At 41.7% G+C, this 13,288-nt stretch carries 10 protein-coding genes; 8 read left to right on the top strand and 2 right to left on the bottom strand.

Translation table 11 applies throughout. From position 1 onward, the window contains the following. Positions 1–128 precede the first annotated feature (128 nt). Positions 129–263 (top strand): hypothetical protein, encoded by a 135-nt coding sequence (locus ACEYW6_RS34185; RefSeq protein ID WP_412983297.1) that lies wholly within the window; start codon positions 129–131, stop codon positions 261–263. A 22-nt stretch (positions 264–285) separates the two neighbouring features. Then, positions 286–348: an excalibur calcium-binding domain-containing protein gene (locus ACEYW6_RS34190; RefSeq protein WP_235116343.1), complete on the top strand. Its 63-nt coding sequence runs from the start codon at positions 286–288 to the stop codon at positions 346–348. A gap of 11 nt (positions 349–359) precedes the next feature. Here ACEYW6_RS34190 and ACEYW6_RS34195 read toward each other — a convergent pair whose 3' ends face one another. Then, positions 360–1,622: a response regulator gene (locus ACEYW6_RS34195; RefSeq protein ID WP_412983298.1), complete on the bottom strand. Its 1,263-nt coding sequence runs from the start codon at positions 1,620–1,622 to the stop codon at positions 360–362. A gap of 51 nt (positions 1,623–1,673) precedes the next feature. Beyond that, on the bottom strand, positions 1,674–4,106 hold the full coding sequence (locus ACEYW6_RS34200; RefSeq protein ID WP_412983299.1) for an MASE1 domain-containing protein: 2,433 nt from the start codon (positions 4,104–4,106) through the stop codon (positions 1,674–1,676). Positions 4,107–4,484: 378 nt separating this feature from the next. On the opposite strand from ACEYW6_RS34200, the gene ACEYW6_RS34205 reads away from it, so the two are divergent. The 6 genes from ACEYW6_RS34205 to ACEYW6_RS34230 all read left to right on the top strand — a co-directional run bounded on the left by ACEYW6_RS34205 (position 4,485) and on the right by ACEYW6_RS34230 (position 12,454). Continuing rightward, positions 4,485–5,903 carry a DUF3370 domain-containing protein gene (locus tag ACEYW6_RS34205; RefSeq protein WP_412983300.1) on the top strand — a complete coding sequence of 473 codons (1,419 nt, stop codon included), beginning with the start codon at positions 4,485–4,487 and terminating at the stop codon, positions 5,901–5,903. 15 nt (positions 5,904–5,918) lie between these two features. Then, complete coding sequence (locus tag ACEYW6_RS34210) at positions 5,919–6,302, top strand: VOC family protein (protein ID WP_412983301.1); 384 nt, start codon at positions 5,919–5,921, stop codon at positions 6,300–6,302. A gap of 31 nt (positions 6,303–6,333) precedes the next feature. Further along, positions 6,334–7,215 (top strand): ribosome biogenesis GTPase YlqF, encoded by an 882-nt coding sequence (gene ylqF / locus ACEYW6_RS34215; RefSeq protein ID WP_412983302.1) that lies wholly within the window; start codon positions 6,334–6,336, stop codon positions 7,213–7,215. Between the two features lie 255 nt (positions 7,216–7,470). Then, positions 7,471–9,111 carry an adenylate/guanylate cyclase domain-containing protein gene (locus tag ACEYW6_RS34220; RefSeq protein ID WP_412983303.1) on the top strand — a complete coding sequence of 547 codons (1,641 nt, stop codon included), beginning with the start codon at positions 7,471–7,473 and terminating at the stop codon, positions 9,109–9,111. A gap of 215 nt (positions 9,112–9,326) precedes the next feature. Continuing rightward, complete coding sequence (locus ACEYW6_RS34225; RefSeq protein ID WP_412983304.1) at positions 9,327–10,694, top strand: NAD-dependent succinate-semialdehyde dehydrogenase; 1,368 nt, start codon at positions 9,327–9,329, stop codon at positions 10,692–10,694. Between the two features lie 116 nt (positions 10,695–10,810). Next, on the top strand, positions 10,811–12,454 hold the full coding sequence (locus ACEYW6_RS34230) for an acetolactate synthase large subunit (RefSeq protein WP_412983305.1): 1,644 nt from the start codon (positions 10,811–10,813) through the stop codon (positions 12,452–12,454). Positions 12,455–13,288 lie beyond the last annotated feature (834 nt).

Consider the following 13,288-nt stretch of genomic DNA (forward strand, 5'->3'; position numbering starts at 1 on the left):
TTATCATTTTCACTAACTGGCTTTTGAGTATTTTAGCTGATTGACAAAATGCACTTTTACTTAACCTGTCACGGGTGATCTAGGGATAAAGTAAGAAGTTGGGATTTTAGAATCAATCGCAGCCAGTGATGCCTTGGGATTTCCGGCGGGGTAAGAAAAATACTCAGCCTACAACGAAGCGATCGCCGCAAGTGCAACAGTGCGATCCCGTCTTACCCAGATATTTACATTCCACCCAATTCGGCAGGCTTGAATTGCCCTGATATTCCCTACCGCAGGAAGTGAGTGATTCCACCAGACCCGCACGGGTTTGATAGAGATGGGGATGGCGTGGGTTGTGAGAGTTAACTATCTAAGTCCTACAAAGGCAACATAATTGCAAATTCAGTTCCTTGATTGAGTATGGAATTAACCTCCATTGCTCCACCATGCTTTTCTACTACAATTTGATAAGCGATCGCCAATCCCAGTCCAGTACCTTTACCAACTGTTTTCGTTGTGAATAGATAATTAAAAATTTCTTGCCTCACCTCGTCTGTCATGCCAATGCCATTATCGGCAATCCGAATCGTTACATATCCAGGGCTGGACACCTCTGTAAAGATGTTGATTGTTAGGGAATCATTGACTCGATTGCCCTGCTGCCAAACATCTTCTAAAGCATCTACAGCATTAGCTATTAGATTCATAAACACTTGATTGAGTTGTCCTGGATAGCACTCAACCTTTGGTAAGGAAGCGTATTTTCTGACGACTTTAATTTCAGGTCGCTGTCCCAAGCCTTTAAAACGATGTCGCAGGATTAATAATGTATCGTCAAGTCCCTCATGAACATCAAACTTAACCTTTACCGATGTATCTGTCCGGGCAAAGTTTCGCAGCGACACGGATATTTCTTTAATTCGTTCTGTGCTAACCTGCATGGAATTGAGGAGCTTGGGCAAATCTTCTAAGAGAAAGTCTAAATCTATTTGAGCGATCGCATTCTGAATGACAGGCGGTAGTTGGGAATAATTTTCCTGACATAATTGCAGGACATGAGTGAGATCAGCAATATACTCTTGAGCAGGATGAATATTGCTAACAATGCAGCTAATGGGATTATTCATTTCATGTGCTACACCTGCTACCAATTGACCAAGCATTGAAAGCTTTTCTTGTTGCACCAGTTGTATTTGTGCCTTTTGTAACGCTGTCGTTCGCTCTGTAACCATTTGTTCAAGATTATCGGTCAATTGCTTCAGTTGCAAATGTATTCGCACTCTGGCAATCACTTCTGCTTGTTCAAAGGGTTTGGGAATGTAATCAACGGCTCCTAACGAGAACCCTTTCACCATATTTCCAGTATCAGCCAACGCTGTCATAAAAATAATTGGGATGTTTTGCGTTAATGGATCAGCTTTAAGTTTCTGGCAAGTCTCAAACCCATCTATTCCCGGCATTTGCACATCTAACAAAATTAGAGCAGGTGGTTTATGCTGCACCATTTCGATCGCACTTTCTCCATCTTCGGCGACTCTAACCGCGAAACCTGCACTTTTTAGCGCTTGTGATAGTACTGACAAATTAGTTGGATTATCATCAACAATTAAAACAAAATCAGAGTTTTTCATGGTTATCAAATGTTTTTTATAAAATGAATTAACAAAAAATTATTAAAGATAATTTACAGTTTATTTTGACTGGTCTATCCATTCATTTAATGCTTCTCGCAATTTCCTGATTTGGAAATTTTCTGCAAGTTGGATTACTTGTTGAGCGAAATCAAAACAAACAGGATGATTACTCTTTAAGTTATTGGCTTCATGCAATATCCCATCAACATTGCCATATTTTGCTAACTCATATAAGCTAGTCAAAATCTCAATCGAAGGTAAAGAGAGATTCTGAGAATCTGACTGAACATGAGTTTGATTGCACTTTGAATTAACTTCCAATTTTGGTGCATAAATCCATACCAAATTTAATTTTAATCGCAGCAATTCCAGCAAAATTTCAGCTACAACAGGTTTAGATAAGAAAGCATCCGCCCCAACATCTAAACTACGATTTTGATCGCTGTCAAACACACTTGCAGAAGAAGCAATTATTGCTACGTTTTTTAACTGAGCAGATTGCTTGATGTACCGAATCAGCTCAAAGCCATCCATTACAGGCATAACTAAATCAGTAACGATCAAGTCAGGTTGAGATGTAACAGCCCGATCAATCCCCTCTTGTCCATTACTAGCTTCTATTAACTCAAATCCAATCGGTTCTAATAAATTAAGGATTACCGAACGGTTTTCCCACTTGTCATCTACTACTAAAATGCTGCGTTTTTTGCCTTGATAGCCTGTAATAGCTCCTTGTTGCATTACTCTGGAACTTGCAGCCCATTGTTTTGCTTCTGGTAACTCTACTTCAAACCAGAAAATACTACCTTGACCAATTTGACTTTCAACTTCCAAAGTACTACCCATGAGGTAAACAATTTTTTGACTAATAGCTAATCCCAAACCTGTTCCTTCAGATTGTCGTTTGATGTCTCCTGCTTGCTCAAAGGGAAGAAAGATTTTCTGCAATTGCATTGATGTCATCCCAACCCCTGTATCTTCTACTTGAAAACGAATTTTATAATTAGTTATTTGTTGTGTTTCTTGACTATTGACCCTGGACGAATGATTAATAACGTTTACTTTTAAAGTCACCCCTCCTTTATCTGTAAACTTGACTGCGTTACCCAAAAGATTAATCAGAACTTGCCGCAGTCTTTTCTCATCGGCGTGGATACCAACCGGGAGTTGAGAGTCGGGTTGATAGGTGAAGGAAATAACTTTTTGATCGGCTTTAATCCGACAGATTTCGACTACTCCTTCCAGAAACGAAGGAAAATGGAAATCGATGGGATGCAACTCCATTTTGCGGGCTTCGATTTTAGACAAATCCAGCACGTCATTAATTAAAGTTAATAGATGAAATCCACATTGATGGATAATTTCAATTCCTTTATATCCTTTGTCTGACAAGGTTTCAGTCCGTTGTAGAATTTGAGTATAACCAAGGATGCCATTAAGTGGAGTTCGTAATTCGTGGCTCATGTTGGCGAGAAATTCACTTTTGGCTTGATTAGCAACTTCGGCAACAGTTTTTGCTTCGTTGAGTTGGGCAGTTCGTTCTTCAACTCGTCGCTCTAGTTCATCATTGGTTTGTCGCAGTATCATTGCTGATCTTTGGTTTTCACTAGTTACCGCAGAGATAACAAAGGTAGTGATAGCAATTACACAAATGAATGATTGCAACAAGATGAGCGATTCATTAGGTGAGAGTTGTTTGGCAAACGAACCAAAGCCTTTAACAGTACCAAAAACCGCGATCGCTGACACAATAAGTACAGCTAGAGTCGATATCCGCGCTTCAAATCGAAATGCCGTCCAAATTAACGGCGGAATGATCATGTATTCAATTGGGTATCCTCCTGAAAAAGCGACCCGAACAATCGCCATCATTGACAATAAGACGAATGTAAGTTCGATAATTTGTCGCCGATGGAAGCTTCTCGGCGATGGAGATTTTTGCAACCATGCCAGCACTAAAGGTGTAACAATTAAAATACCTGTGCTGTCTGATGTCAGCCAAGTTCGACAAATGTTACTAAATATTGACCAAGGTGCAATACCACTAATACAAAGCGTTAGTGCAGCCAAAATGGAACTGATTAGGGGGCTGGGTATAGTCAGAACCATAAATTTAAAAATATCTTGCGATCGCTCTAAGAAATGGCGACGCTTGATAAACTTATGAATTAAAAAAGTTGCTACGAAAGGAGTAATTAAGTTGATGGCCGGAATGATAGTACTAATTAAAAGATTGTTCTTAAAAAAGAAAATATAACTAACAATAAAATCACTCAAAAATATGATAGGCCAGACCCGATAGCCTACCAATAACATTCCTGCTAAAAACACACCGAATGAAGGCCAAAATGCTGACGCACCACCGACAAATGTCATAGATAAACCTATGTATCCAAGTCCGAGGTGAACAATAGGAATGGTCAGTGCTGCTATTATAAATGGACGATCAAGCTTGGGTAGGAATTGCTGCTTTATCGTAGTTTGCTGCATTTCTTGTCTCCGTGCAGATAGCTGAAGGTCAGTAACCCTCAATAAAGGTTGTCCAGTTTATAATTCCCAAAAGTAGTTGTGACTTTTATCATCAAGAATAGATATGACATAGCTGTCATACTAATTCATTAAAAGTGTGATACAAATAGCGGGACTTAAACAAAACAGGAAAGTTAAAAAAACTATAATGCTTAGATAGCACAGCTTTCACGTTGAAATAAACTCCCCCTGCTGACGTGGGCTACTGGCACTACACTGAAAATTTAACAGCGATGCCTGCGACGGGCGATGCCTACGCATTCTCAGAAATCTGCTTCAAGGAACTTGTAGTAATAAGTTGTTATCTTTGACACCACAGCTTTCTTGACGCTCAACTTTATGCTAGCTAAATTCCCATCACCTGTATTTACACTTCTATTAGGATTTGCCATAACTCAAACCTTTGGATGCACAACTCAAAAAGATAATTCAGCGATCGCTCAAACTTCACCGAAGCCAGCACCCCAAGAAATTGTGCAACCAGGAGAAGTTCGACCTTTACCAGGAAACTTGGATAAAATACCCGTTTTTAACAGCAATAGCCCAGAATGGATTAAAACTGAGGGTATTTTACTTTCTACCTTTCCTACAAACGGTAAAAAAGTTCCAGCAGCGCACCTCAATTTTCCCTTTCAGGGACGCTTTGACTTATTTGCCCACCACTACACCCACACTCCCAAGGATTTACAAACGCTATATTTGGGCGTAATTGTGCATAATCCTGGTAAAAAACCTGTAACAGTGGATGTATTGCAAGCCACGAGTTATCTAATGCAGGATGCACCCTTTGTCACCTTACCCCCCTACATAGAAAATAACGATGGTAAGACTTACTCAGGGCCAGGCGCTCGTGCTGTTGCTGATGTACTCCGAGGTGTTCGACAAGCTGATTTTCCCGCAAAGCTGATAATTCCGCCAGGGCAAAGCCGGATGTTGTTAAATCATCCAATTCCTGTACGGAATCTAGAAAAGCCAGTGAATGGTCGCTCTAGCTTTATGCGGTTGCGTAGTAGCGATCAAGTTTATGCGGCAAGTTTAGCAATGTTTGCTAAGAAAAATACTGATAATACAGACCGCCCACCCACTCTTGCAGAATGGCAAGCTTTACTAAATACCGGGAACTTCGCTGGGCCGCGAGATAAAACCCCTACTCCTCCAAATGCTACTAGTGGCGCACTGATTTATGGGCGTGTAGCTGGTGTGTCTAGTGGTTCGCAGTGGAAAGCAAAGTTGGTGGATAATCCCCAAACCAAAAATCTGACTATTCCCCAGCGTGGCAAAGCTATTTCTTATGCTTTAGATACATTGCTCAGTGGTCGATTGGGCACTCAACAAATCCAAACAGCCAAGATGCTGGTACGTTATCCAGATACGGCTTATGAAGCACATGGCAATTATGGGGTGGAATATAAACTCACTTTACCCTTAAGTAACAATACCAGTCAAAACCAGACCGTAGCTGTTACTTTAGAAACACCTTTGAAGGAAGATAAATTATCCCAAGGTGGTCTGCGGTTCCGCAAACCATCACTAGATTTTCCTTTCTTCCGTGGTACAGTGCGGCTACGCTACTTTGATGACCAAGGTCAACAAAAAACGCGCTACGTACATCTATGGCACAGAACTGGTCAGGTGTTAGAACCATTAGTGCAGCTTGTACTTCCCCCATCGACTCAACGAATAGTACAGGTAGATGTGATTTATCCACCAGATTCGACACCACCGCAAGTGCTGAGTGTAAAAACTTTAGAAAAGTAATAACTTAAGGCTTATATGGTTTTCCAGTACACTAACGCATTTGTCACCATAGCATCAGTTAATTTTGAGGATTTAGTGAGTTTTTATACTAGATTTCTGGAGCAAAAGCCAGTTCTTTTGATTCCAAATGTATATGCTGAGTTTAATTTGGTTAGTTTGCGATTAGGTATTTTTAAACCCAAGAACACAAACGCATCGGAATTTGAAGCGATAGCCAAAAGTAAGATAAGTTTGTGTTTAGAGGTGAATCACTTAGAAGATGCGATCGCTCACCTAACTGCTTTGGGCTATCCTCCACCAGGAGACATTTCCATTGCTTCCCACGGCAGAGAAATTTATGCCTATGACCCTGATGGCAATCGCCTGATTTTACATCAAGCCCCAGTGAATGATAATTAATAAGTGATAATAATTTATTTGGTAATTAATTATGGCTATAACTCAAAACTATAGATTAAACCTGATTCAATGGTATCCAGGTCACATTGCTAAAGCTGAAAGGAAGCTCAAAGAACAGCTTAAACGTGTAGATGTGGTGTTTGAGGTACGAGATGCCCGGATTCCCTTAGCGACTCACCATCCCCAAATAGGTGAGTGGGTAGAAGGTAAGGCACGGGTGTTGATACTTAACCGAGTAGATATGATTACGCCGCAAATGCGATCGCTGTGGATAGATTGGTTTAAACGCCAGGGAGAAGTCCCTTATTTTACCAACGCTCAACATGGTAAAGGTATAGCAGAAGTGGCGCGGGCAGCGCAAGCTGCTGGAGTAGAACTCAATCAAAGAAGAAGCGATCGCGGAATGTTACCCCGTCCAGTGCGGGCAGTGGTGATTGGTTTTCCCAATGTCGGTAAATCAGCTTTGATTAACCGCCTGTTGGGAAAGCGAGTAGTGGAAAGTGCAGCCCGTCCTGGCGTAACTCGCCAACTGCGCTGGGTGCGAATTTCCGAACATTTGGAATTGCTAGATGCTCCTGGTGTGATCCCTTTAAGATTGGAAGACCAAGACGCAGCATTGAAATTAGCCATTTGTGATGATATCGGTGAAGCATCTTACGATAATCAACTAGTAGCAGCAGCCCTAGTGGATTTACTCAATTATTTGGAAGCTGTAGCCGCAGATTTATTACCAAAAAAACCATTACAGTCCCGTTACCAACTCGATTCGACACCAGACACTGGAGATACCTACTTGCACGCCTTGGCGGAGCATCGTTACAAAGGTGATATAGAGCGAGCTGCAAGGCAACTTTTAACAGATTTTCGCAAGGGGTTGTTGGGTGAATTAAGTTTAGAATTACCTCCTAATTAAATAAGGGTGACAGAAGCTGAACTCACCGCGCTGGCTCACAAAATTGAACAATTCCTGGCTTCCCTTCACAAAGAGATCCAAACCCCCTCTAAACTGAACCTACAGCAAAATTGCTTGTTTCAATGTAATATCCGTCACATACAGTTGTCGGAATGCAGTTAACAGTGTCATAAAGAAAAGGTGAAGGTTAATCTGTAGGGTATAACTTACCTTAGAGTTGCTTGCACCTCTAGCTTCGATGGATCTATCACGCTCATGACTGAACTCACGCTACGCCTACAAGAGGGAGATACCGAGACAACGATCGCAGTTGACCAAGATATCTTCACAATTGGTCGTTTGCCGGAATGTAACTTATACTTACCTTTTGCTGGAGTATCCCGCAACCATGCCCGCTTGGTGAAAACGGCTGACGGTGTGTGGACTATTGAGGATCTAGGCAGCAAAAACGGGACGCAAGTAAATAAATATCTGATTAGCTGTCCCCAAGAGTTACATCACGGTGATAGCGTTTGGCTGGGCAATGTAAGCCTGTTAGTGCTGCTCACAAGCCCTGTTTCCCAATCGACACCTGAGTATCCCGGAACTTCGGAAAATAATGAGCAAAGAACAATCCTTCACAATGTCAAGCAATTACAACAGCAATGGATCGCAGCTGATAGCAAAGATGGCAACATCAGTAATAAGGATAAAACCATTGCCCGTCTCAAAGACTTAGTGGATATAGCTAAAAATCTCTGTGCAGCCGCGTCTATAGAAGAGATTTTTTCTCAGGTGCAGCAAGTGGTTTTTCGTTACCTTGATAGTATTGATCGCTTGGCATTATTAATTGATGTTAATGGTTGCGGCCAATTAGAATTAGTAAATGCTGCCACTAGAAACGTTTCTCAACAAAAACATCTCGCCTCAGATGGAAGTTGGATTAGTCGTAGTATCTGTCAAAAGGTATTTGACGAAAAAGTTGTCATTCAAACCGCCGATACCCATCAGGATGAACGGTTTTCTAGTGAACAGAGTATTTTGGTCAAAGGCATTCGTAGCGCGATGGCGGTGCCTTTATGGGATGAAAATAAAGTTGTGGGCGTACTATATGCCGATGCCAATCTTTCTTCTTACCATTGGGCAAATGAAGGTGAAGAAGAACTCAGCTTTTTTTCAGCTTTAGCAAACCTTGTAGCTTCTAGCGTCCAGCGTTGGTTACTGGTAGAGAAACTCAAAACTGAAGAGATGATTCGTCACCGATTAGAACGCTATCATTCTCCAGCAGTCGTACAGCAGTTGATATCTGTAGGCGGATTACCGGGTGGTCGTTTAGCTCCCGCCGAGAGCGAAATTAGTATTTTGTTTGCAGATTTGGTTGGCTTTACGGCAATTTCTGAACGGTTAACCCCAACTGCGATCGCTCAACTGTTAAATAATTTATTTGAAGAGATGCTAAAAGAAGTGTTTACCTACGGCGGCACTTTAGATAAATATATTGGCGATTGTATTATGGCATTTTTTGGTGCTCCAGAACCGCAAGCAGATCACGCCGATCGCGCTGTTGCTGCTGCAAAGGGAATGCTGACTCGTCTGGAACATCTTAATGCCAATGGTTTTTGGCACGAACCTCTGCAATTACGTATTGCTATTAATAGCGGTAAGGCTGTTGTGGGAGATGTTGGTAGTTCCCAAAGAGTCGATTATACGGCATTAGGCGCGACGATCAATCTTGCTGCTCGTATGGAAGCAGTTTGCCCCCCTAGTGAATGCGTGATTAGTGAAGCCACTCATAAAATGCTTTCACTGCCTTCAGACTTTGAGGAAATGGGAGATTATCGTTTCAAAGGTATTGATCGATTGGTAAAGGTTTATAAGACAAATTTGCAGCAAGTGCCAACAATTATTGGTCATTAGTCATTGGTCATTAGGTATTGGAATGACAAATGACTAATCTCTCTATAGAAATACATAGTTAATTAGTATATTTTATTTCAAAAATAATTGCGAAATTGTAATTTAAGCAACTAATTCTTGGTGAAAAGACTAAAATTTGGGTGGTAGCTTCCAGAATTGATCTGTGTAACACTAGGAAGCCTACCTCAAGCTATTTTTTAACGGGAGGTCAGGTAATGGCTATCGCTACCATTAATCCCGCCACTGGGGAGACGCTCAAAACCTTTGAGGCGCTCAATGATGCAGAGATTACCGCTAAACTCAATTTGGCTAATCAGGCTTTTGAAAAGTATCGTCAGACTAGTTTTTTGACGCGATCGCACTGGCTGCAAAAGGCTGCTGATATTTTAGAGCAAGACAAAGCAGAATTTGCTAAGTTGATGACTCTGGAAATGGGTAAGCCTTTCAAAGCAGCGATCGCAGAAGTAGAAAAATGCGCCGTCGTCTGTCGCTACTATGCCGAACACGCCCCTGGTTTTCTGGCTGATGTTTCTGTAAAAACCGATGCCAGTCAGAGTTTTGTACGTTATCAACCAATGGGTGCAATTCTCGCAGTAATGCCGTGGAATTTCCCCTTCTGGCAAGTGTTCCGTTTTGCTGCACCAGCTTTGATGGCGGGAAATGTCGGCTTACTCAAACATGCTTCCAACGTGCCGCAGTGCGCCTTAGCAATTGAAGATATTATCCGACGAGCGGGTTTTCCTGAAGGTGCGTTTCAAACTCTATTGATAGGCGCTGCTAAAGTCGCCGATTTAATGGCTGATGAACGAGTAAAAGCTGCCACATTGACAGGAAGCGAACCAGCAGGCGCATCCCTCGCCGTCGCCGCCGGCAAACAAATTAAAAAAACCGTCTTGGAATTGGGAGGAAGTGACCCATTTATTGTGTTAGAAAGTGCTGACTTAGAGACAGCAGTTGTCACAGCTACTACAGCACGAATGTTGAATAACGGGCAATCATGTATTGCAGCAAAACGTTTTATTGTCGCAGAAGCGATCGCAGACAAATTTGAAAAATTACTTTTAGAAAAATTTGAGACGCTGAAAGTAGGCGATCCCATGCAACCAGATACCGATTTAGGCCCACTGGCAACTCCTGGTATTCTCCAGGATTTAGATCAACAAGTGCAAAATGCCATCAGCAGTGGTGGTAAAGTCCTCACCGGTGGACATCCTTTATCAGATCGTCCAGGGAACTTTTATCCGCCAACGATTATCATAGATATCCCGTCTGACACACCAATTGCAAAAGAAGAATTTTTTGGCCCAGTAGCCTTGTTATTCCGGGTTCCAGATATCGATGCTGCCATAAAACTCGCTAATGACTCACCCTTTGGCTTAGGTGCAAGTGCTTGGACAACCAACGACCAAGAGAGCGATCGCTTGGTTGAGGAAATCGAAGCAGGTGCCGTATTTATCAACAGTATGGTCAAATCTGATCCCCGATTGCCCTTTGGTGGCATTAAGCGTTCTGGATATGGCAGAGAATTGAGTATCCAGGGTATACATGAGTTTGTCAATGTTAAAACCGTGTGGGTGAAGTGATTAGTGATTAGTCATTAGTCATTGGTCATTAGTCATTTGTCAAAGAACTAATGACTAATGACAAAGAAAAAATGACTAATGACTAAAGTCTTATTCGTCAATAGTTAGGAAATAAAATGAATACAGCAGAATTATTGGTGCAGTGCCTAGAAAATGAAGGAGTGCAATATATTTTTGGACTCCCTGGCGAAGAAAACCTGCACGTTTTGGAAGCGTTAAAACATTCTTCCATAAAATTTATTACGACTCGTCATGAACAGGGTGCAGCATTCATGGCGGATGTCTACGGACGCTTAACAGGAAAAGCCGGAGTATGTCTTTCTACTCTTGGGCCTGGAGCAACCAACTTGATGACTGGGGTAGCAGATGCGAACCTCGATGGTGCGCCCTTAGTGGCTATTACCGGTCAGGTTGGAACAGATAGAATGCACATCGAATCTCATCAATATTTAGATTTGGTGGCAATGTTTGCACCTGTTACCAAGTGGAATAAGCAGATTGTGCGACCTAGTATTACACCAGAAGTAGTGCGGAAAGCATTTAAGCGATCGCAATCCGAAAAACCTGGTGCAGTTCACATCGATTTGCCAGAAAATATTGCTGCTATGCCCGTCGAAGGCAAACCTTTGCGTAAAGATAATAGCGAAAAAACTTATGCATCTTTTGCTAGCATTCGGGCAGCAGCCGCCGCAATTTGCCAAGCAGTTAACCCATTAATCTTAGTAGGAAATGGTGCAATTCGCGCTCAAGCAAGTGATGCAGTAACGCAATTTGCCACCTTGCTGAATATACCTGTTGCCAATACTTTCATGGGTAAAGGTGTTATTCCCTACACACATCAATTAGCTTTGTGGTCAGTGGGATTACAGCAAAGAGACTTCATTACCTGTGGTTTTGATAACACAGATTTAGTAATTGCGATCGGCTATGATTTGATTGAGTTTTCCCCCAAAAAATGGAATCGTAATGGTGAAATTCCCATTGTGCATATTGGGGTAAGTCCGGCAGAAATTGATAGTAGTTATATTCCCAACGCCGAAGTTGTCGGAGATATTTCAGATTCCCTCTACGAAATCTTAAAATTAGCAGACCGACAAGGTAAACCCGATCCCTTTGCTATTAGCTTAAAGTCAGAGATTCGGGCTGATTATGAACAGTACGCCCATGATGATGGATTTCCAATTAAGCCGCAAAAATTGATCTATGACTTACGGCAAGTGATGGGCCCAGATGATATCGTCATCTCAGACGTTGGCGCACATAAAATGTGGATGGCCCGCCATTATCATTGCCATAGCCCCAATACTTGCATAATTTCCAACGGCTTCGCGGCTATGGGTATTGCCATTCCTGGCGCTTTAGCAGCAAAACTAGTTCATCCCAACCGCAAAGTCGTTGCTGTAACAGGTGATGGCGGCTTTATGATGAATTCTCAGGAATTAGAAACAGCCTTACGTGTGGGTACACCCTTTGTCACCATAATTTTCAATGATGGTGGCTATGGGTTAATTGAGTGGAAGCAAGAAAATCAATTTGGCAAAGGAAACTCATCTTTTGTGCATTTTAGCAATCCTGATTTTGTTAAATATGCCGAAAGTATGGGTTTGAAAGGCTACCGAGTTGAATCGGCTTTAGATTTGATTCCCACTTTGAAAGAAGCCCTCGCTCAAGATGTACCTGCGGTGATAGATTGTCCCGTAGATTATCGGGAGAATCACCGCTTTAGTCAAAAAGCCGGCGAGTTGACTTGTGCATTGTAAAAAGTTAGGAGTTAGGAGTTAGGAGTTAGGAGTTAGGAGTTAGGAGTTATTTATTCCTAACTCCTTTTTAATTTTTACTCCTTTAGTGTTTTGTTATATCGCTTAATAGAAATCAAAATGAACTTCAAGAAGCGTGGAATATTCAGCACAAAAAAGTCAGCCAAATAAGACTTGCCTTACTGATTGAGACTGGGACAACAAATAAATTTCAATTAGAACAGCAGTTTAAAGAAGAAACAGCTAAATTAACAAATCTAGAAGCTGAACTTGATAAATTAACTTATGACATGCCATTGTGAGTGAAGCAAAGCAATCCCAACATTCTTGTGATTGCTTCGCCTCGCTCGCAATGACAAGCTTTTAACTGTACGTGATACAAAAGACTCGTTCACGAGTATCAAAGCCTCGTTCACGAGTATCAAAGCCTCGTTCACGAGTATCAAAGCCTCGTTCACGAGTATCAAAGACTCATTCACGAGTATCAAAGACTCATTCACGAGTATCAAAGCCTCGTTCACGAATATCAAAGCTTCGTTCACGAGTATCAAAGACTCGTTCACGAGTATCAAAGACTCGTTCACGAATATCAAAGACTCGTTCACGAGTATCAAAGACTCATCTGAGCTTAACTATTCGTCACCCAGTATTTTTATTTACCAAAGCGACGCTCTATATCATCTGCTTGGGAACCGCCGCGAACTGAGTTAATCCGTAACGAAGTTTTATCTTTAGAAATGTTATACGTTAAAGGCTTTGTCTTAGAGGGTGTTTATAAAATAAATATTAAGCAGGCGAGCAACAATGATTGCGGGCTAATCTACGTAACATAAGATT

This window comes from Nostoc sp. UIC 10607 (genome assembly GCF_047228265.1).
In the GTDB taxonomy this organism is placed as follows: Bacteria; Cyanobacteriota; Cyanobacteriia; order Cyanobacteriales; family Nostocaceae; genus Nostoc; species Nostoc foliaceum_A.